This window comes from Streptomyces sp. NPDC022910, assembly GCF_055561075.1.
In genome coordinates, this window is the sequence record NZ_JBVHHL010000033.1 from 1 (window position 1) to 20,296 (window position 20,296).

Here is a 20,296-nt window from a genome sequence, read left to right on the forward strand (position 1 = left end):
GTCAGTTCTACCGGGGCTCCGCTTCTCACGTCCGGCGTCCTCCCAGATCAGACCCCACTTGCAACTACACCCAGACCCATAACTTCATGGCCTTGCCCTTTAGACACCAGTACGATGACGCGTGATCAGACCGTGACGTGATCACGGGCGTGCGAACCGGTGTCCTGCTTCGGCTGCGAGGGATTGAGGGATCACATGTCGTCCTACTTCACCGATCTGGCTCAGCAGTACATCGGCGGTGAGTGGCGCCCGGGCACAGGCTCCTGGGACATCATCGACTTCAACCCGTACGACGGCGAGAAGCTGGCCGCCATCACGATAGCCACGGTCGACGAGGTCGACGAGGCGTACAAGGCCGCGGCGGCCGCCCAGAAGGAGTGGGCCGCGACCAACCCGTACGCCCGTCGCGTGGTGTTCGAGAAGGCCCTCAGGCTCATAGAGGACCGCGAGGCCGAGATCACCGACGCGATCATCGCCGAGCTCGGCGGCACGCGTCTGAAGGCCGCCTTCGAGCTGCACCTCGCCAAGGAGTTCCTGCGCGAGTCGATCCAGCTCGCGCTGCGCCCCGAGGGCAAGATCCTCCCGTCGCCGATCGACGGCAAGGAGAACCGCCTCTACCGCGTGCCGGTCGGCGTCGTGGGCGTGATCAGCCCCTTCAACTTCCCGTTCCTGCTGTCGATCAAGTCCGTCGCCCCCGCGCTCGCGCTCGGCAACGGCGTCGTCCTCAAGCCGCACCAGAACACGCCGATCGTCGGCGGTTCCCTGGTCGCCAGGATCTTCGAGGACGCGGGGCTCCCGGGCGGTCTGCTGAACGTCGTCATCACGGACATAGCCGAGATAGGCGACGCGTTCCTCGAGCACCCGATTCCGAAGGTCATCTCCTTCACCGGCTCCGACAAGGTCGGCCGGCACATCGCCACCGCCTGCGCCTCGCTCTTCAAGCGCTCCGTCCTCGAACTGGGCGGCAACAGCGCGATCGTGGTCCTGGACGACGCGGACGTCGACTACGCCGTCGACGCGGCCGTCTTCAGCCGGTACGTGCACCAGGGCCAGGTCTGCATGGCCGCCAACCGCGTCCTGGTGGACCGCTCGCTGCAGACGGAATTCACGGAGAAGTTCGTCGCCAAGGTGAAGTCCCTCAAGGTCGGCGACCCGCGCGACCCGGGGACCGTCATCGGCCCGGTGATCAACTCTTCGCAGGCGGAGGCCGTCTCGGGCGCCGTCGAGCAGGCAATTGCCGAGGGGGCGACGGCGCTGGTGCACGGCACGACCACCGACAATCTCGTCGAGCCCTCCGTCCTGACGGACGTCCCCGCCGACTCGGCCCTCCTCCAGCAGGAGATCTTCGGACCGGTCGCCTTCCTCATCCCGTTCGACGGCGAGGAGGAGGCCGTGCGCATCGTCAACGACACCCCGTACGGCCTCAGCGGCGCCGTCCACACCGGCGACATCGAGCGCGGCGTGAACTTCGCCAAGCAGATCGACACGGGCATGTTCCATGTGAACGACGGCACCGTCCACGATGAGCCGCTCGTCCCCTTCGGCGGCGAGAAGCACTCGGGCATCGGCCGACTGAACGGCGAGACGACCCTGGAGTCCTTCACCACGCTCAAGTGGATCTCGGTGCAGCACGGGCGGAGCGGCTTCCCGTTCTGATTTCTCCCGCAGTGCGTTTCCTCGCTCCCACGGGCCCTTGCGGACAGAAGCTGACCGCAAGGGCCCGTAGCGTCGTCGGTGTCAGGCAGGGGACGAACCCGCTGGAACCGACGAAAGGCGGCCGGTCATGGTCACTCATGTGCGTGCGGAGGCGCAGGGCGACGAGCGTGGAGCACTGCTGTCCTTCCTGGAGGAGCAGCGCCGCGGCATCCGCCGGGCCCTGCTCGGTCTGACGGAGGAGCAGGCCGCGAGCAGGCCCAGCGCCAGCGAGCTGTCCCTGTCCGGGCTGCTCAAGCACGTCGCCGAGGTCGAGCAGGGCTGGATCGCCCGGGCCGAGCAGGAGCCGCCGGCGGTCAGGCGCGACGAATCGAACTGGCACGAGTGCTTCCGGCTCATGGGCGACGAGACGGTCGAGTCGCAGCTCGCGTACTGGCAGAAGGTCGCGGACGAGACCGAGGCGTTCATCCGCTCGGTGCCGAGCCTCGACGACACGTTCCCATTGCCGAACGAACCGTGGTTCCCGCCGGACGAGCGGGTCTCGATGCGCTGGCTGCTGCTCCATCTGATCCGCGAGACCGCCCGGCATGCGGGGCACGCGGACATCATCCGGGAGTCGCTGGACGGGAAGACGGCCTTCGAGCTGGTGGCCATGGAGCAGGGCACGTCCTGGGGCTGACCTCGGGCGGCCTACTCTGAACACATGTCAGCGATCCGTCTCCTCGTGCTGGGCGCCGTCCGCCAGCACGGGCGGGCCCATGGCTACCAGGTGCGCAACGACCTGGAGTACTGGGGCGCGCACGAGTGGTCCAACGCCAAGCCGGGCTCGGTCTACCACGCCCTGAAGCAGATGGCGAAGCAGGGACTGCTGCACGCACACGAGGTCGCCCCGTCGACGGCCGGTGGGCCGCCCCGCACCGAGTACGAGATCACGGACCAGGGCACCGGGGAGTTCCTGCGCCTCCTGCGCGAATCGCTGGTCTCGTACGACCAGAAGATGGACATCCAGTCGGCGGCCATCGGCTTCATCGTCGACCTGCGGCGGGATGAGGCGGTGGATCTGCTGAAGGAGCGGATCCGGCGGATCGAGGAGTGGCGGGCCGCCGTCACCGAGCACTACATCCCCGAGGGCGGCCCGGAGCAGCTCGGCCACATCGGCGAGATCATGAACCTCTGGGTCCACACGGCCGACTCCGACGCGGCATGGACCCGGGGGCTCCTCGCACGGATCGAGGGCGGGGCGTACACCTTCGCCGGCGAGGGCGAACCGTTCGTCGGCGTCCTGGCCGAGGGTGAGGAGAACCCGTACGCGACGGGGGAGCGGCATCCGGAGGACAACCGCTAATCAAGTTTGACCAGTGGGTGTAGCGGCGCTACTTTAGGTGCGTAGTCAAGTTTGACTAGCGAAGGAGTGGCCGGTGGCCGACACGACGATCAGCGTCGAAGGAGTACGGAAGAAGTACGGCGGCAGACCGGCACTGGACGGGCTCGACCTGCTGGTCGCGCGCGGCACGGTGCACGGGGTGCTCGGCCCGAACGGAGCGGGCAAGACGACCCTGGTCCGGATCCTGTCCACCCTGCTGCGGCCGGACGGCGGTCGCGTCGAGGTGGCCGGGCACGACGTGATGACCGACGCCCGGGAGGTCCGGTTCCGCATCGGCCTGCTCGGCCAGCACGCGGCCCTCGACGAGGAGCTCGGCGGCCGTCAGAACCTGGAGATGTTCGCCCGTCTCCACCACCTGGGCGCCCGCCGGGCACGCCTGCGCGCCGACGAACTCCTCGGGCGCTTCGGGCTCGAGGACACCGGACGCAAAGCGGTCAAGCGGTACAGCGGGGGCATGCGGCGCCGCCTGGACCTCGCCGCGTCCCTGATCACCGAACCCGAGGTGCTGTTCCTCGACGAGCCGACGACCGGCCTCGACCCGCGGGGCCGGGCCGAGGTCTGGACGGCGGTCCGCTCGCTGGTCGGCGGCGGAACGACGGTCCTGCTCACCACCCAGTACCTGGAGGAGGCCGACCAGCTCTGCGACCGCATCTCGGTGGTCGACCACGGCCGTGTGATCGCCGACGGTACGGCCGGCGAACTCAAGGCGCGCACGGGGGGCGACCGCATCGACGTGGTCCTGCGCGACGCCGGCCAACTGGGCGCGGTCCTTGCCCTGTTGCCCGTCCCCAAGGACGAGGTCTCGGTGGACGCGGACCGCCGCCTGCTCAGCGCCCCGGTCACCGATCGCATGGCGGCGCTCTCCGGAGTCGTACGAGCCCTGGAGGTGTCCGGAATCGAGGCGGAGGACATCGCCGTGCGCCGCCCCACCCTGGACGAGGTGTTCCTGCACCTCACCGGAGAGGACCACCGCGTGAAGGAGGCCGCGTGAGCACGACCTGCGCCACCCCGGGACCGGTCCGCCCCACGGCAGCGCCGGTATCGCACCTTCTCGCCGACTGCGGGACCATGACCCGCCGCGAACTCGCCCACTGGGCCCGGCAGCCGGTCCAGGTGCTCGTCGCCCTGGTCTTCCCCGTGATGCTGCTGCTGATGTTCGGCTATCTGGTCGGCGGTGGCCGCGGCGTCACGAGTGACTACATCGACTACCTCGTCCCCGGCATGCTCGCGCTCACCATGGCCTTCGGCCTGGAGGGCACGATGCTGGCCGTCACCCAGGACCTCGACAAGGGCGTGATCGACCGCTTCCGCGCGATGCCTATGGTCAACGGAGCCGTTCTGGTGGGACGTTCGGCCGCGGACATGCTCCAGTCCGCGCTCGGCCTGGCTGCCCTCACCGGCGTCGGGCTCGCGCTCGGCTGGCGTGCGCACGGGGGGATCGCTGCTTTCTTCGGTGCCATCGGCCTCCTGCTGTTGTTCCGTTTCGCGATGCTGTGGATCGGCATCCACCTGGCGCTGGTGGCCGGGAAGCCGGAGCTGGTGCAGGCCGTGCAGATCCTGGTCTGGCCGGTCGGCTTCCTCTCCAACGCCTTCGCCACCCCCGACTCCATGCCCGGCTGGCTGGGCACGGTGGTCCAGTGGAACCCGATGTCCCAGACGGCGACGGCCGTGCGCGACCTGTTCGGCGGCCCAGGCGGCGAATCCGGGCATGTCTGGTCCGCCGTTGTCTGGCCGCTGGCACTGCTGGCCGTCTTCTTCCCACTGGCGGTACGGAGGTTCGGGCGCCTGAGCCGGTAGCCGCGCCTGGTGTCCTTGTCCCGTGGCCCCGACGGCCGTCCTCGCTGCCGGCGCGGGCGGCCGTTCCGGCCCTCAGTGATGGAAGCTCGTGGACTTGTGCTTGTCGCGGGTCAGCGGGTGCGGCTGCCGTCGCAGCCCGGGCAGCAGGCGGCTGAGATCCTCCAGGAACAGATCGGCGAGGTCCGTGGAGAAGCCGTTGCGGCACACGATCCGCAGGACGGACAGGTCCTCGCGGTTGGCGGGGAAGGTGTAAGCGGGGACCAGCCAGCCGAACTCACGCAGGCGCCGGGAGACGTCGAAGACGTCGAACGCCTTTACGTGCGGTGCGGTGGTGAAGGCCAAGACAGGCAACTCGTTGCCCCGGGTGAGGAGTTCGAAGTCGCCCAGCGCCTCCACCCGCTCGGCGAGGCCCTGCGCCACGTCCCGTGTGGTCTGCTGGACCGCTCGGAAGCCGTCCTGGCCGAGCCGCAGGAACGTGTAGTACTGCGCGACGACCTGGGCTCCGGGCCGGGAGAAGTTGAGTGCGAAGGTCGGCATGTCGCCGCCCAGGTAGTTGACCCGGAAGACGAGTTCCTCGGGGAGCGCCTCCTTGTCGCGCCACAGCGCCCAGCCCACACCCGGGTAGACCAGCCCGTACTTGTGACCGGAGGTGTTGATCGACGCGACCCGAGGCAGCCGGAAGTCCCACACCAGATCCTCGTCGAGGAAGGGTGCGATCATCGCCCCGGACGCGCCGTCCACGTGCACGGGGATGTCCAGGCCCGTGCGCGCCTGGAGGTCGTCCAGGGCCGCGCACAGCTCGGCGATCGGTTCGTACGACCCGTCGAAGGTGGACCCGAGGATGCCCACGACCCCGATCGTGTTCTCGTCGCAGAGATCGGCGGCCGCCTGCGGGTCGAGGTGGTACCGGTCGCCCTCCATGGGCACCTGGCGAGGCTCGACCTCCCAGAAGTTGCAGAACTTCTCCCAGCAGACCTGTACGTTCACCCCCATGACGAGGTTCGGACGGGCGTCCCGGGACGGGTAGCGGTCCGCGTTGCGGCGGGCCCAGCGTCGCTTCAGCGCCATCCCGGCGAGCATGCACGCCTCGCTCGAGCCGGTCGTCGAACAGCCCACGGCGGACTCCGGATCCGGCGCGTTCCACAGATTGGCGAGCATGGCCACGCAGCGGCGCTCCAACTCGGCGGTGCGCGGGTACTCGTCCTTGTCGATCATGTTCTTGTCGCGGCACTCGGACATCAGCCGGTCGGCCTGGTCCTCCATCCACGTCGTGACGAAGGTGGCGAGGTTCAGCCGTGAGTTGCCGTCCAGCATCAGTTCGTCGTGGACGAGTTGATAGGCGACCGAGGGCAGCATCGGTCCCGAGGGCAGGCAGTGCCTGGGCGGCGCCTCGGTCATCTCGGTGACCGGATTCGCCTCCCCGAAGAAGGGGTTCATCGACATGGGGCGCTCGTCGGGCTTCCCCGGGCCGGTGTGGAGCGGCATGGTGTCAGGTCTCCCATCGCGTCGGTGGCGCGCGTCTACTGGTTCATCGGATCCGGATGTCCTGCTGGTTCATGAAGCTCGTTGATCCATGGTTCCCCGCGTCCGGCCGCCCCATGGACACGCCCCTCACCGGTACATCGGACCGGACGGGCTCCACGGTTCACCGGACCGGGGTTCCGTCCGCCCGCAGTTGCATCTGGGGGCGGCCCGTGACCAGGATCCAGGCCGGGAGGGACGCGATGCACAGCAGGGCAAGGATCGACGGGAAGGGCGCCAGCACCGCGGCCGTGAACAGGCTAGCCCTGCCGGGTCACCGCGAGCAGCATGTCCAGCACCCCCGCGGCGACCCCGGGCGCCGGATGCACGGCGGGGACGAGGGCGTGCGCGCACAGCCCGAGCGCGGCGCCGATGAACACGGACGGGAAGATCCGCCCGCCGCGGAACCCGCAGGACCCCGCCACCAGCATGGCCGCCGGCTTCACCGCGGCCGATCGTCGCGAACTGCCCCGCCGACCAGCCGTCCGGATTCCGCGCCAGTTCCGCCACCTCGTCCAGCCCCTTGAACAGCGTGAGACGGCCGCCGAGGGCGCCCCGGAGCCCCAGGATCAGTCCGCCGACCGGAAGTGCCACCATCGGGTGCCGCAGACGCCTGAACGCTCCGTGGACGTGCGGGAAGGCGTACACCGCTGTCATCCCGAGCAGCGCGCCCGCGGAGGCGACCACGAGCACGCTCAGCAGGCCGCCCCAGCCGGGGCGGCCGTAGGGCGGAAGGCCCAGGTCGAACGTCGGCCGGGCCACCAGTGTGGTGGTCAGCGAGCCCGCGGCGGCAGCGATCAGCGGTCCGAACACGTTGTCCCACAGCCGGCCCGGGACCGGCCGCCCGGCCAGCGCCTCGGAAAGCACCAGCGCCGCAGCGACCGGCGTCCCGAACAGCGCGCCGATCGTCGCAGCCTCGGCCAGTGCGAGCCACACGCCGCCCGGCAGCCGAGGCGCGATCCTGCGGCCCAGCCAGAACGCCAGCGCGGCGCTGGACACGATGACCGGGTTCTCCGGGCCCAGGCTGGGACCGCCGGCCAGCATCAGCATGGCCGCCACCAGCAGGCCCGGCACGACAGCGGACGGCAGTGGGGCCCGTCACGGCCAGCCCCACGGTCGCCGCGTCGGGACCCGCGCGCCCCGGTGCCTTCCAGACGAGCAGACCGACCAGGGCGCCCGTCATGGTGAGCATGACGAGCGTCCAGAACACGGAACAGCGACCGACGCCCAGTGCGTCGGGCAGGTCCCGCCACAGGACGTGCTGGAGCCGTTCGGCGAGCCCGCTCACCCCCAGGAAGAGCAGACTGGCTCCCACGCCGACGACGAGTGCCGGCAGGACCAGCGGCAGCAGACCCCGCGCGGGGGTCGCCGGAGTGGTGGCTGCCTGCGGCGCGGTGTCATGGGCCACGGGCTCACCATAAAGGAGCGAATCCGGCATGAAGCATCAAATGTGCTGGTGCGGGCTCGTGCCGCGGCACCCGGCGGAATGGCGCTTGCACCTCACGCGACGTGAGGCTCCAGCCTGAAGCGCGTACCCAGAAGGGAGCGGAAGTGAGCTACTCGGTGGGCCAAGTGGCCGGTTTCGCCGGTGTGACCGTGCGCACGCTGCACCACTACGACGAGATCGGCCTGCTCGTACCCAGCGAGCGCACCCACGCCGGTCACCGGCGCTACGGCGACACGGACCTCGACCGGCTGCAGCGGATCCTGTTCTGCGGATCCTGTTCCACCGAGAACTCGGCTTCCCACTCGACGAGGTCGCCGTCCTGCTCGACGACCCGGACGCGGACCCGCGCGCGCATCTGCGCCGCCAGTACGAACTACTGACCGCCCGGATCGAGAAGTTGCAGAAGATGGCGGCGGCCGTGGAGCACGCCATGGAGGCACGGAAGACGGGCATCAACCTCACGCCCGAGGAGAGGTTCGAGGTCTTCGGGGAGTACGACCCGGAGCAGTACGACGAGGAATCCCGGCGCCGCTGGGGCGACACCGAGCCCTACCGGCAGTCCCGGCGCAGGACGTCCGCCTACACGAAGGAGGACTGGCTGCGCATCAAAGCCGAGGGCACCGGGAACACCAACGCCTTCGTCGCCCTGATGGACGCCGGGGTCGCCCCCGACTCGGAGTCGGCGATGGAACTGGCCGAGCAGCACCGGCAGCAGATCAGCCGGAACTTCTACGACTGCGGCTACGAGATCCACACGGGTCTCGGCGAGATGTACGTCGCGGACGAGCGGTTCGCCGCCGCCTACGAGCAGATCAAGCCGGGCCTAGCGGCCTACCTCCGCGCGGCGACCCTGGCCAACGCGGCACGGGCAATTCCTCGGGCTGCCAGAGGCCGAAGACCTCGTCCATGCCCTGCTCGACAGGGTGGCCGGCCACGTCGTTCGTCGTCACGACCAGCACTCCGCCTGCGGCCGCCGACCGTCGCCGTGGTCCTCGATGCCCAGCGCCCACAGCTTCGGCCCAGTTCCCGCACAGTGCATCCCGAAGACACCGGTGGAACCTGGTGGGCACACCGTGCGTTGATAGCTTTGTCCGGCCACTGTCGTGTCGGCCGCCCGCAGGACGCCGCACTCCCCTCACCCATCAGGAGCCCGGAACCGTGACGATGCTTGCCCTCGGACCGAGCTGGATGGATCCGAACCACCTGTTGGACACCTTCGGAATCTGGGGCCTGCTCCTCGTCGTCTTCGCCGAGTCGGGCCTGCTCATCGGCTTCTTCCTGCCGGGTGACTCACTGCTGTTCACGTGCGGCCTGCTGATCACGTCGAACCAGCTGCACTTCCCCCTGTGGGGTGCCATCGCACTGATCTGCGTCGCCGCGATCCTGGGCGACCAGGCGGGCTACATGTTCGGCAAGAAGGTCGGACCGTCGCTCTTCAACCGCCCGGACTCCCGCCTCTTCAAGCAGGAAAACGTCGCCAAGGCCCACGAGTTCTTCGAGAAGTACGGCCCGAAGTCCCTGGTCCTGGCCCGCTTCGTGCCCGTCGTGCGCACCTTCACGCCGATCATCGCCGGCGTCAGCGGCATGAAGTACCGCTCGTTCGTGACCTTCAACGTCATCGGCGGTGTCCTGTGGGGCGCGGGCGTCACCCTGCTGGGCTCCTGGCTCGGCAACATCGCCTTCGTCAACAAGAACATCGAGGCGATCCTGATCCTGATCGTCTTCGTCTCGGTGATCCCGATCATCATCGAGTTCCTGCGGGCGCGCGCCAAGGCCAGGAAGAACCCGCAGCAGGCTCCGGCCCAGCAGCAGCCGGCCATGGACGACGCGACGACGCAGCTGCGACGCGTGGCGCCGACCTACCAGGACCAGCAGACGTACCGGGGTCAGAACCCGGCGTACGGCAACCAGGGCCAGGCCCATCCGCAAAGCCAGCAGCCGTACGACCCGAACCAGGGCTATGGGCAGAACTACGGCCAGGACCAGCCCTACCCCCAGCAGTACCCCCAGGGCTACCAGCAGCCGCAGCAGTACCCCTACGACCAGGGCTACTCGCAGAACGGCTACCCGCAGAACTGAGCTGCCGGGCGCGCAGGCGCCGGCGCTCAGAAGCCTCGGGTCCGCTTGGCCGCCCGCCGCCCCCTGGCGGAGCCCACCCGCAGGAACAGCCGGAAGATCTCCGACCCCAGGTTCACACCGATCGCGATGGCCATGGCGAGCGAGGCGGCCTTGGCCAGCGACACCAGGCCCTTGTCGACGTTGTTCTGGGCGATCGACAGCAACCCGAAGTACGTCGAGGAACCGGGCAGCAGCGGCCCGATCGCGGCCGTCGTGTACGGCAGCGCGGACGCGAACCGGTAGCGCGACAGCAGCTGCCCGAACAGGCCCACCAGACCTGCGGCGACGGCAGTGGAGGCGACCGGCGAGAGGCCGCCCGGGTAGTGCATCGCGCCGTACACGCTCCAGGCGACGCCCCCGTTGAGGGTCACCCACAGCACGGTGGAGCGTTCCTGCTGGAGCAGCACGGCGAAGGTCAGGGACAGGAGCATGGACGCGGCGATCTGCACGACCGGCCGTTCGGAGAGGTTCAGCGCCGCGTCCGGGTTCAGCTGGGCGCCCAGCTTCACGCCGAAGTACAGCACCACCAGGACGCCGATGACGATGCCCACGAAGAAGTACATGACCTCCAGCAGACGCGCGGCGGCGGTGATGTAGAAACCGGTCAGCCCGTCCTGCACGCCTGCCACCAGGGCCCGCCCGGGCAGCAGCGCGAACAGCCCACCGGTGATCACCGCGGACGCCTTCACGTCCACGTGGGCGACCGTGAGCGCGACGCCGATCGCGGCCGGGGGCATCGCGGCCACCGTGAACTGGTAGAACTCCGGCAGCCCGCGCCCGACGCACAGCCAGGCCAGTCGGTCGCCGAGCATCGCGCCCAGTGCGGCCGCGACGAACACGATCAGATCGCCGCCGACGAGTACGGAGGCCGCGCCGGCGAGCAGCCCGCTCGCCCCGGTCAGCACCCAGCCGGAGTAGGGGTGCCGGTTGCGGCGGATCTCGGCGAGCCGCCGGTAGGCCTCCTCCAGGGAGGTCGTCGTCTCCGGGTCGCTGAGGTCGGCCACGAGCCGGAAGACGGCCGCCAGGCGCGTGTAGTCGGTGGCGCGGCGGCGTACGGTCCGGGACGCCGTCACCGGATCGTCCACCAGGGACGGCTGATACGAGATCGACAGCAGCGTGAAGGTGACGTTCGGCTCGCAGCGGTCCAGGCCGTAGGACCGGCAGACCGCGAACATCGCCGCCTCCACATCCTCGGCACCCTCGCCGCCCGCGAGCAGCAGTTCGCCGATGCGGAGGGTCAGGTCGAGCACGCGCGGCACGGCGGGGCCCGACTCACCCGTCTTCGGCAGGGGCTCCAGCGCGGGCCGCTCGGCCACCGGCATGCGCAGCATCGTGCGCATCCGGTCCTGCCAGGGCGCCTCCTTCGTCAGCTGGACCGTGGGTACCCCGGAGGGCGGTGTGAACGCGAGCGGTGCCTGTCCGGCGCTGTAGGTGCTCGGCGGGCTGAACGCCGACCCCTCCGTCTCGCCGGAGGACGGTTGCGGGATCTCCAGGCCCTCCGGGAGGGCGAACTCGGACGTCGTCTCGGACTCGGCACTTCCCGCCGACGGCACATCAAGACCTTCGGGGACGGCGAACTCCGACGTAGTGGACGAGTCGGTACCGATCCCCGGCGGCACACGGAGGCCCTCGGGAACCGCGAACTCGGACGTCGTGGCGGCATCACTCCCGCCGCGTCCCTCGGTCGCGAACGCACTCCTCGCCTCGTCCGACCGCGGTTTGCGGTCCTCCGCGTCCGGCTCCGCCACCAGCTCCCGCCCTCGCCTTTCGTTCACGTGCTTCCCCTGCGTACCTCCGTACGCCTCAGTATGCGCACCGGTACGCGAACGGGCCGCGTCACCCCGTGAGGGTCACGCGGCCCGCAGGACGACAGGGGTCAGTGACCGCCGTGCTCCTTGAACCGCTTGTAGGAACGCTCGATCTCGGCCTCCGCGTCCGAGCGACCCACCCAGTTGGCACCCTCGACGGACTTGCCGGGCTCCAGGTCCTTGTAGACCTCGAAGAAGTGCTGGATCTCCAGGCGGTCGAACTCGGAGACGTGGTGGATGTCCCGCAGGTGCTCCACACGCGGGTCGGACGCCGGCACGCACAGCAGCTTGTCGTCGCCGCCGGCCTCGTCCGTCATGCGGAACATGCCGATGGCGCGGCACTTGATGAGGCAGCCGGGGAAGGTCGGCTCCTCCAGGATGACCAGGGCGTCCAGCGGGTCGCCGTCCTCGCCGAGGGTGTTCTCGACGAAGCCGTAGTCGGCCGGGTAGCTGGTCGAGGTGAAGAGTCGACGGTCCAGGCGGATACGACCGGTCTCGTGGTCCACCTCGTACTTGTTCCGCGAACCCTTCGGGATCTCGATCGTGACGTCGAACTCCACCGGTGGCTCCTCCATGATCAGCACATAGTTCTGGTGGTTAAGTGTCCCTCACGCAGGCGTGTGATCGCGAAAGGGGCTGGTGGTCGTGCCGGAGCTGAGGGCTTGGCGGGCCGTGCGACCACGTCTCGTGCGGGTGGCACGGGGCGTGAAGCCGCGCCTCGCGCGCGTGGCCCAGGCTGTGAAACCCCGTGCGCGGCGGATCACCGAGGCCGTGAGACCGCGTGTGACACGGCTCACCGGGGTGGTGAAACCGCACGTCGCGCGGGTCGCGCGCGCCGTGCGCCCGCGCTCCGGAGGGCTCACGACCCCGCAGTTGGCGGCTGTCGCCGCCACCGTGGGCCTGGCACTCGCGGCCGCGACCGCGACCGCCGCCGGTCCCTGGGACTCCTCGGGTCAGCGTACGGCCGAGCGCGAACGGGCCGCAGCGTGGGGCCGCGAGGGTGGTGCAGATCACGGACGTGATTCCGGTACGGCGGCCGAGGCACCCGCGCCCGCGCCGAGCGCCGGGGCCGTGCTGGCCGGCCTGGTCGGCGCCGGGAACACCACCAAGTCGGCGCCGTTCGTGCCGAACGTGACCGCCGTCCTCGACAGGCTCCTGGGCGACGGCTCTCTCGGCACCCGGCGCACCGCCGCCGTCGTCGACGTGGCCACCGGCGAACGCCTGTACGGCAAGGGCGCGGACGACGCGCTGACCCCCGCCTCCACCACGAAGATCGCCACGGCCGTCGCCGTGCTCTCCGCGGCCGGCCCCGACCACCGCCTGACCACGCGCGCCGTGCTGGAGCCCGGCACGGACAAGCTGGTGCTCGTCGGCGGTGGCGACCCGACCCTGACCGCCCGCGAGAAGGCCGGGGGTACCTCCCAGCTCGAGCGAGGCCGAGAGCCTGGGGAAGGGTGGGCGAGCCTGCGCACCCTCGCCGACGAGACCGCCGCCGCGCTGAAGAAGCGCCACGTGGCCTCGGTGACCCTCTCCTACGACGCCTCCCTGTTCACGGGTGCGGCGCTGCACCCCATCGGGGAGAACGGCAATCTCGCGCCGGTCACCGGCCTGATGGCCGACGAGGGCCGCACGGACGACTCCACCAGTGGGCCGGCACGGCGCAGTACGGACCCCGCGGGGGATGCGGCCCGGACGTTCGGCGACCTGCTGCGCGACCGCGGCATCAAGACCTCGGCCCCCGGCGCCTCCCAGGCGAAGGCCACGTCCCGTGCGCAGACCGTGGCCTCGGTCCAGTCGCCGCCGCTGTCCGCCGTGGTCGAGCGGATGCTCACCAACAGCGACAACGACATCGCCGAGGCGCTCGCCCGCCAGACCGCCCTCGCCACCGGCGGGCAGCCGAGCTTCGAGGGGGGCGCTGCCGCGATCGCCACCCAGCTCAGGAAGCTAGGACTTCCACTCGGCGGCGCCCGGTTCCACGACGGCAGTGGACTCAATCGCGACGACAAACTCACGGCGGAGCTGCTGACGGACCTGCTGGCGACCGCCGGCTCCCCGTCCCACCCCGAACTCCGCCCGGCTCTGACGGGCCTGCCGGTCGCCGGTTTCACGGGCACTCTCAGCGACCGCTACGAGGACGCCGCCGAACGCTCCGGTGTCGGCGTCGTACGCGCCAAGACGGGCTCCCTGACCGGCGTCAACACACTCGCCGGGACGGTGGTCGACGCAGACGGCCGCCTGCTGGCGTTCGCGTTCCTGACGGACGGCTCGATGGACCAGACGGCGGCCAGAGGGGCGCTCGACCGCGCGGCGGCCGCACTGGCGGGGTGCGGCTGCCGGTAACAGCGGCACCAGCGGCATCACGGGCCCCGTATCGGGGCTCACGCCGGTGCCGTACCCCTCACCGCCCTCGCGCACGAGCACGTACGGTTGACACATGACGAGCATCGGTGGTGCCGAGATGGTCGACTGGAATCTCGCGGTGGCGACCGCGACCCGGCTCGTGCGGCCGGGCCCCGAGGTGAGCCGCGACGAGGCCCGGGCCGTCGTCGCGGAGCTGCGCAGGCACGCGAAGGCCTCGGAGGAACATGTCCGGGGCTTTACTCGTATGGGTGAAGAGGGCGTATACGACACCCCTGTCCTGGTCGTCGACCGTCCCGGCTGGGTCCGGGCGAACGTCGCCGGGTTCCGGGAGATCCTCAAACCCCTTCTCGACAAGATGCAGGAGCGGCGCGGGAGCACCCCCGGCGGAGCCGTCCTCGGGGCCGTCGGCGGCAAGGTCACCGGCGTGGAACTGGGCATGCTCCTGTCGTTCCTCTCCTCCCGGGTGCTCGGCCAGTACGAGACCTTCGCCCCTGCCACGCGAGAACTGCCCGCCGGGGAGAACGGCGGTGGCCGCCTCCTGCTGGTCGCTCCGAACATCGTGCACGTGGAGCGCGAACTGGACGTGCGCCCCCACGACTTCCGCCTCTGGGTCTGCCTGCATGAGGAGACGCACCGCACGCAGTTCACCGCGGTGCCCTGGCTGCGCGATCACCTCGAGGGTGAGATCCAGTCTTTCCTGGAGCAGACCGAGATCGACCCCATGACGGTCCTGGAGCGCATCAGGGAGGCGGCCCAGTCGCTCGCCGGCGGACGCCCGGAGGGGGAGGAGGGCGACGACGGACACTCCTTCGTGGAACTCGTGCAGACGCCCGCCCAGCGGGAGATCCTCGGCCGGCTGACCGCGGTGATGTCCCTTCTGGAAGGCCATGCCGACTTCGTGATGGACGGTGTCGGTCCGGACGTCGTCCCGTCGGTCGCGGAGATCCGCGAGAAGTTCCAGCAGCGCCGCGCCAGGGGCGCCTCCCGTCTCGACCTGGCCCTGCGCAAACTGCTGGGCCTGGACGCCAAACTCAGGCAGTACCGCGACGGTGAGCGGTTCGTGCGGTCGGTCGTGGAGCAGGTCGGCATGGACGGCTTCAATCGTGTGTGGACCTCCCCGAACACCCTCCCGACCAAGGCGGAGATCGCCAAACCGGCGGACTGGGTCGCGCGGGTGCACCGCAAGGCGGAGTCGTGAGCCTCGCGCGAGCGTAGTGAAACGAATCCGGCCGTCGGCAGGCGAACGCCTCGCCAATCACCCGTCCGAGGGACCGTGAGGCATGGGTAGGCGTGCGATGCTCGGGGAACCGCCCGTTTCTGTCACCATCTACACACTCTGAGTGACCGACTTCGGGCTCACCCCCCGAAAACATCAGAAGGGAACCGGACATGGGTCCCCATCCTGCGGTCGCGGCGATACGCCTGGCGGTTCGCCGCGTCCTCCACGACATCCTCACCGAGCAGAGCACAGCGCACACCGAAGATCAGACGCCCCACGAGCCCCCGTTCGCGCCGCTCGTGCTCGTGGCGTGCTCGGGTGGCGCCGACTCCGTGGCGCTCGCCTCCGCCCTCGCCTTCGAGGCCCCCAAGCTCGGCATCCGCGCCGGTGGCATCACCGTCGACCACGGTCTGCAGACCGGCTCCGCCCTGCGCGCGGAAGAAGTCGTCCTGCGCCTGCGCGAACTCGGCCTGGCCCCGGTCGAATCGATCGCCGTGAGCGTCGGCCGCGACGGCGGCCCCGAAGCGGCCGCTCGCGACGCTCGCTACGCCGCCCTGGACGCCGCCGCCGAACGCCACGGCGCCGCCGCGATCCTCCTCGGACACACCCGCGACGACCAGGCCGAAACCGTCCTGCTCGGCCTCGCCCGCGGCTCCGGCATCCGCTCCCTGTCCGGAATGGCCGCGGTCTCGGGGGCCGGTGGCCGTTACCGTCGCCCCTTCCTCCACATCGACCGGCAGACCGCCCGCAATGCCTGCATGGCCCAGGCACTGCCCGTCTGGGACGACCCGCACAACACCGACCCCGCGTACACGCGCTCCCGCCTCCGCCACGAAGGCCTGCCCGCCCTCGAGAAGGCGCTCGGCAAGGGCGTCGTCGAAGCCCTGGCCCGCACGGCGCAGCTCTCCCGTGACGACGCCGACGCCCTCGACGCCTGGGCCAGGCAGGTCGAGGCCTCCGTACGCGACGCCTCCGGCCTCCTGGAGTGCGCCAAGCTGTACGCGTTGCCTCCCGCCGTGCGCCGCCGGATCCTGCGCCGTGCCGCCATCGAGGCCGGCGCCCCGGCCGGCTCCCTCTTCGCCCGTCACATCGAGGAAGTCGACCGTCTGATCACCGGCTGGCGCGGCCAGGGTGCCATCAATCTCCCGGGCAAAGTGGTCGCCCAGCGGCAGGGTGGCAGACTGGTGATTCGGCAAGGCTGAAAACACGCCCCCCGCGGAGGCGCCCGGTCACCCCTTCGGGAGGGACCGGTCAGCCGCGCGAGCGAGTCGAAGGGCGCGCTGCTGTCGAAAGGGAGAGCGCGCTCAGGCCGCGCGGGCCGCAGCTCCAAGCTGCTGCCCCGGCGCGGAGATCCGGGCCCGGCCGACCGTCGACGGCGACGCCGGCACCCGGAGGCGAGCGGGCGACAAGTGCGGGACGACCGAAAGTGATGCGGGTGGACGCGAAAGACATGGGTGCCGACCTCAAGCAGGTACTCATCACCAAGGAAGAGATCGACGCGAAGCTGGCCGAGCTGGCCGCGAAGATCGACGCGGAGTACGCGGGCAAGGACCTGCTGATCGTCGGCGTCCTCAAGGGCGCGGTGATGGTCATGGCCGACCTCGCCCGGGCGCTGTCCACCCCGGTCACCATGGACTGGATGGCCGTGTCCTCCTACGGTGCGGGCACCCAGTCCTCCGGCGTCGTACGGATCCTCAAGGACCTCGACACCGACATCAAGGGCAAGCACGTCCTGATCGTCGAGGACATCATCGACTCCGGTCTGACCCTGTCCTGGCTGATCTCCAACCTCGGCTCCCGCGAGCCCGCCTCCCTCAAGGTGTGCACGCTGCTGCGCAAGCCCGAGGCCGCGAAGGTCGCCATCGACGTCCAGTGGGTCGGCTTCGACATCCCGAACGAGTTCGTCGTGGGCTACGGTCTCGACTACGCGGAGAAGTACCGCAACCTCCCGTTCGTCGGTACGCTCGCGCCCCACGTCTACGGCGGCTGAACTCCTGGGTCCGGCCGCTCTCCAGGGCGGTCGAACCCCCAGGTCCCAGTCCTTTGCGGACGTTCGGGAACCCCAGCGGGTCTGTCGCCGTTGGAGCATGCGTGGACGCTATACCAGCGGTCCCCTGCGGCTTCGGGTAACAATCCTGGGGTACCGTCAGAAGAACTGTCTTTATCAAACTCACTATGGCAGGAGGGACGGGGCGGCACCGCTCCGTATGGATGGACGTGAAGCGATACTTCCGTGGGCCGGTCATGTGGATCGTGCTGGCCGTCCTTGCCGTGGTCGTGTTGATGCAGGTCGTCGGCTCATCCGGCGGCTACAAGACGGTGGACACCGGCCAGGTCGTGGCGGCGATCAATGACAACCGGGTCCAGTCGGCCAAGCTGACCACTGGCGACGAGCAGATCATCAAGGTCTCACTCAAGGACGGCCAGAAGGTCGATGGCAGCTCCAAGATCCAGGCGAGCTACATCGGCGACCAGGGTGTGACCCTGGCCAACACCCTGCAGGACAAGTTCCAGAACAAGCAGATCCCGGACGGTTACACGGTCGCGCCGTCCAAGCAGAACCCCTTCGTCGGGATCCTGCTCTCCCTGCTGCCCTTCGTCCTCATCGTGGTCGTCTTCCTGTTCCTGATGAACCAGATGCAGGGCGGCGGCTCCCGGGTCATGAACTTCGGGAAGTCCAAGGCGAAGCTCATCACCAAGGACACCCCGAAGACGACCTTCACGGACGTCGCGGGCGCGGACGAGGCCGTCGAGGAGCTCCAGGAGATCAAGGAGTTCCTCCAGGAGCCGGCCAAGTTCCAGGCCGTGGGCGCCAAGATCCCCAAGGGCGTGCTCCTGTACGGGCCTCCCGGTACGGGCAAGACGCTGCTCGCGCGGGCTGTGGCCGGCGAGGCGGGTGTCCCCTTCTACTCGATCTCGGGTTCCGACTTCGTCGAGATGTTCGTCGGTGTCGGTGCCTCCCGGGTCCGTGACCTGTTCGAGCAGGCCAAGGCGAACGCCCCGGCGATCGTCTTCGTCGACGAGATCGACGCGGTCGGCCGTCACCGCGGCGCCGGCCTCGGCGGCGGTCACGACGAGCGCGAGCAGACCCTGAACCAGTTGCTCGTCGAGATGGACGGCTTCGACGTGAAGGGCGGCGTGATCCTCATCGCCGCCACGAACCGCCCCGACATCCTCGACCCGGCGCTCCTGCGCCCCGGCCGCTTCGACCGCCAGATCGCGGTCGACCGCCCGGACATGCAGGGCCGTCTGGAGATCCTCAAGGTCCACCAGAAGGGCAAGCCGGTCGCTCCGGACGTCGACCTGTCGGCCGTCGCCCGTCGCACCCCCGGCTTCACCGGCGCCGACCTGTCGAACGTGCTGAACGAGGCGGCGCTGCTCACGGCCCGCAGCGACCGCAAGCTGATCGACAACCAGATGCTGGACGAGGCGATCGACCGCGTGGTCGCGGGCCCGCAGAAGCGGACCCGGATCATGTCGGACAAGGAGAAGAAGATCACCGCGTACCACGAGGGCGGCCACGCCCTGGTGGCGGCGGCATCGCCGAACTCCGATCCGGTCCACAAGATCACGATCCTGTCCCGCGGCCGTGCGCTCGGCTACACGATGGTGCTCCCGGACGAGGACAAGTACTCCACGACCCGCAACGAGATGCTGGACCAGCTGGCCTACATGCTGGGCGGCCGCGCGGCCGAGGAGCTCGTCTTCCACGACCCGACGACGGGTGCCGCGAACGACATCGAGAAGGCCACGACCACGGCCCGTGCCATGGTCACGCAGTACGGCATGACCGAGCGTCTCGGCGCGATCAAGTTCGGCGGCGACAACACCGAGCCTTTCCTCGGACGTGAGATGGCTCACCAGCGCGACTACTCGGAAGAGGTCGCCGCGCTGGTGGACGAGGAAGTCAAGAAGCTCATCGAGAACGCCCACAACGAAGCCTGGGAGATCCTGGTCGAGAACCGCGACGTCCTCGACAACCTCGTCCTCGCCCTCCTGGAGAAGGAGACGCTGGGCAAGGAGGAGATCGCCGAGATCTTCGCCCCGGTCGTCAAGCGCCCGCCGCGGCCCGCCTGGACCGGTTCCTCGCGCCGCACGCCGTCCACCCGCCCGCCGGTGCTCTCCCCGAAGGAGCTGGCACTGACGAACGGGGCGAACGGCGCGACCCCGGCGATCGCCAACGCGACGGAGTCCCTCCCCACGGAGCCGGCTGCGGAGGACCGCCGCGAGAGCTGAACCACGGCTCTGCCGTGGCCTCACCGGCCCGGAATTTCTGCCGCGCTCCCCAGGGTTCTAGCCTGGGGAGCGCGGCATTTCCACAGGACCGCACATGAGACGCGTGATCGGTGCGCGTCACAGGCGCAGGAACGAGGCACCATATGACCGACCCGGTGACGCTGGACGGCGAAGGCACGATCGGCGAGTTCGACGAGAAGCGTGCGGAGAACGCCGTACGAGAACTGCTCATCGCGGTCGGAGAGGACCCTGACCGGGAGGGTCTGCGGGAGACGCCGGGGCGGGTGGCCCGGGCGTACCGGGAGATATTCGCGGGGCTGTGGCAGAAGCCCCAGGACGTCCTGACGACGACGTTCGACCTCGGTCACGACGAGATGGTGCTCGTGAAGGACATCGAGGTGTTCTCGACATGTGAGCACCATCTCGTGCCGTTCAGGGGGGTCGCGCACGTCGGCTACATCCCGGCCGCCAGCGGCAAGATAACGGGCCTGTCCAAGCTCGCCCGGCTCGTGGACGTCTTCGCGCGACGGCCGCAGGTGCAGGAGCGGCTGACGACGCAGATCGCCGACGCGCTGATGGAGATACTCGAGCCGCGCGGTGTGATCGTCGTCGTCGAGTGCGAGCACATGTGCATGTCGATGCGCGGCATCCGCAAGCCCGGCGCGAAGACGATCACCTCGGCGGTGCGCGGTCAGCTGCGTGACGCGGCCACCCGTAACGAGGCGATGAGCCTCATCATGGCGCGCTGAGTC

15 protein-coding genes and 2 pseudogenes are annotated in these 20,296 nt (G+C 69.7%); 13 read left to right on the top strand and 4 right to left on the bottom strand.

From position 1 onward, the window contains the following. Window positions 1-195 precede the first annotated feature (195 nt). The 5 genes from ACZ3TS_RS27130 to ACZ3TS_RS27150 all read left to right on the top strand — a co-directional run bounded on the left by ACZ3TS_RS27130 (window position 196) and on the right by ACZ3TS_RS27150 (window position 4,834). Window positions 196-1,656: an aldehyde dehydrogenase family protein gene (locus tag ACZ3TS_RS27130; RefSeq protein ID WP_467622767.1), complete on the top strand. Its 1,461-nt coding sequence runs from the start codon at window positions 196-198 to the stop codon at window positions 1,654-1,656. Window positions 1,657-1,783: 127 nt separating this feature from the next. Beyond that, entirely contained in the window at window positions 1,784-2,332 is a 549-nt protein-coding gene (locus tag ACZ3TS_RS27135) for a DinB family protein (RefSeq protein WP_467622770.1), read from the top strand. A 24-nt stretch (window positions 2,333-2,356) separates the two neighbouring features. After that, window positions 2,357-2,998, top strand: a complete 642-nt coding sequence (locus ACZ3TS_RS27140) for a PadR family transcriptional regulator (RefSeq protein WP_467622772.1) — start codon at window positions 2,357-2,359, stop codon at window positions 2,996-2,998. 73 nt (window positions 2,999-3,071) lie between these two features. Then, window positions 3,072-4,028: an ATP-binding cassette domain-containing protein gene (locus tag ACZ3TS_RS27145; protein WP_467622775.1), complete on the top strand. Its 957-nt coding sequence runs from the start codon at window positions 3,072-3,074 to the stop codon at window positions 4,026-4,028. A gap of 77 nt (window positions 4,029-4,105) precedes the next feature. Beyond that, window positions 4,106-4,834, top strand: a complete 729-nt coding sequence (locus ACZ3TS_RS27150; protein WP_467622939.1) for an ABC transporter permease — start codon at window positions 4,106-4,108, stop codon at window positions 4,832-4,834. A gap of 72 nt (window positions 4,835-4,906) precedes the next feature. Here ACZ3TS_RS27150 and ACZ3TS_RS27155 read toward each other — a convergent pair whose 3' ends face one another. Together ACZ3TS_RS27155 and ACZ3TS_RS27160 are read right to left on the bottom strand one after the other, a co-directional pair. After that, window positions 4,907-6,319: a glutamate decarboxylase gene (locus ACZ3TS_RS27155; protein WP_467622778.1), complete on the bottom strand. Its 1,413-nt coding sequence runs from the start codon at window positions 6,317-6,319 to the stop codon at window positions 4,907-4,909. A gap of 160 nt (window positions 6,320-6,479) precedes the next feature. Then, window positions 6,480-7,763 (bottom strand): annotated as a pseudogene (locus tag ACZ3TS_RS27160) (ion channel protein). A gap of 143 nt (window positions 7,764-7,906) precedes the next feature. Here ACZ3TS_RS27160 and ACZ3TS_RS27165 point away from each other — a divergent pair. Together ACZ3TS_RS27165 and ACZ3TS_RS27170 are read left to right on the top strand one after the other, a co-directional pair. Next, window positions 7,907-8,670, top strand: a pseudogene (locus ACZ3TS_RS27165) (MerR family transcriptional regulator); the annotation flags it as partial. A gap of 290 nt (window positions 8,671-8,960) precedes the next feature. Then, window positions 8,961-9,881, top strand: a complete 921-nt coding sequence (locus tag ACZ3TS_RS27170) for a DedA family protein (RefSeq protein WP_467622781.1) — start codon at window positions 8,961-8,963, stop codon at window positions 9,879-9,881. Between the two features lie 26 nt (window positions 9,882-9,907). Here the strand turns inward: ACZ3TS_RS27170 and ACZ3TS_RS27175 are convergent, their stop codons facing one another. Both ACZ3TS_RS27175 and ACZ3TS_RS27180 read right to left on the bottom strand, forming a co-directional pair. Continuing rightward, entirely contained in the window at window positions 9,908-11,695 is a 1,788-nt protein-coding gene (locus ACZ3TS_RS27175; protein WP_467622783.1) for a threonine/serine exporter family protein, read from the bottom strand. Window positions 11,696-11,796: 101 nt separating this feature from the next. Further along, complete coding sequence (locus tag ACZ3TS_RS27180) at window positions 11,797-12,288, bottom strand: inorganic diphosphatase (RefSeq protein ID WP_234512613.1); 492 nt, start codon at window positions 12,286-12,288, stop codon at window positions 11,797-11,799. A gap of 79 nt (window positions 12,289-12,367) precedes the next feature. Between ACZ3TS_RS27180 and dacB the strand changes: the two genes are divergently transcribed. From dacB to folE, 6 genes are all read left to right on the top strand, one after another. Then, window positions 12,368-14,068, top strand: a complete 1,701-nt coding sequence (gene dacB, locus ACZ3TS_RS27185; RefSeq protein ID WP_467622786.1) for a D-alanyl-D-alanine carboxypeptidase/D-alanyl-D-alanine endopeptidase — start codon at window positions 12,368-12,370, stop codon at window positions 14,066-14,068. Between the two features lie 94 nt (window positions 14,069-14,162). Next, window positions 14,163-15,287: a zinc-dependent metalloprotease gene (locus ACZ3TS_RS27190; RefSeq protein ID WP_467622788.1), complete on the top strand. Its 1,125-nt coding sequence runs from the start codon at window positions 14,163-14,165 to the stop codon at window positions 15,285-15,287. A gap of 191 nt (window positions 15,288-15,478) precedes the next feature. Continuing rightward, entirely contained in the window at window positions 15,479-16,510 is a 1,032-nt protein-coding gene (gene tilS, locus ACZ3TS_RS27195; protein ID WP_467622791.1) for a tRNA lysidine(34) synthetase TilS, read from the top strand. Between the two features lie 227 nt (window positions 16,511-16,737). Further along, window positions 16,738-17,298: a hypoxanthine phosphoribosyltransferase gene (gene hpt, locus ACZ3TS_RS27200; RefSeq protein WP_467622793.1), complete on the top strand. Its 561-nt coding sequence runs from the start codon at window positions 16,738-16,740 to the stop codon at window positions 17,296-17,298. A 221-nt stretch (window positions 17,299-17,519) separates the two neighbouring features. Then, window positions 17,520-19,544 (top strand): ATP-dependent zinc metalloprotease FtsH, encoded by a 2,025-nt coding sequence (gene ftsH / locus ACZ3TS_RS27205; protein WP_467622796.1) that lies wholly within the window; start codon window positions 17,520-17,522, stop codon window positions 19,542-19,544. Window positions 19,545-19,687: 143 nt separating this feature from the next. Continuing rightward, a complete protein-coding gene (gene folE / locus ACZ3TS_RS27210) occupies window positions 19,688-20,293 on the top strand; it encodes a GTP cyclohydrolase I FolE (RefSeq protein WP_467622798.1) in 606 nt (201 codons plus the stop codon). The last annotated feature ends 3 nt before the right edge of the window (window positions 20,294-20,296 follow it).

Bases quoted from the DNA above. Each gene is read 5' to 3' on its own strand.
- ACZ3TS_RS27130 (WP_467622767.1), top strand. From the start codon at position 196: ATGTCGTCCTACTTCACCGATCTGGCTCAGCAGTACATCGGCGGTGAG.
- ACZ3TS_RS27135 (WP_467622770.1), top strand. From the start codon at position 1,784: ATGGTCACTCATGTGCGTGCGGAGGCGCAGGGCGACGAGCGTGGAGCA.
- ACZ3TS_RS27140 (WP_467622772.1), top strand. From the start codon at position 2,357: ATGTCAGCGATCCGTCTCCTCGTGCTGGGCGCCGTCCGCCAGCACGGG.
- ACZ3TS_RS27150 (WP_467622939.1), top strand. From the start codon at position 4,106: ATGACCCGCCGCGAACTCGCCCACTGGGCCCGGCAGCCGGTCCAGGTG.
- ACZ3TS_RS27155 (WP_467622778.1), bottom strand. From the start codon at position 6,319: ATGCCGCTCCACACCGGCCCGGGGAAGCCCGACGAGCGCCCCATGTCG.
- ACZ3TS_RS27190 (WP_467622788.1), top strand. From the start codon at position 14,163: ATGACGAGCATCGGTGGTGCCGAGATGGTCGACTGGAATCTCGCGGTG.
- tilS (WP_467622791.1), top strand. From the start codon at position 15,479: ATGGGTCCCCATCCTGCGGTCGCGGCGATACGCCTGGCGGTTCGCCGC.
- hpt (WP_467622793.1), top strand. From the start codon at position 16,738: ATGCGGGTGGACGCGAAAGACATGGGTGCCGACCTCAAGCAGGTACTC.
- ftsH (WP_467622796.1), top strand. From the start codon at position 17,520: ATGGACGTGAAGCGATACTTCCGTGGGCCGGTCATGTGGATCGTGCTG.
- folE (WP_467622798.1), top strand. From the start codon at position 19,688: ATGACCGACCCGGTGACGCTGGACGGCGAAGGCACGATCGGCGAGTTC.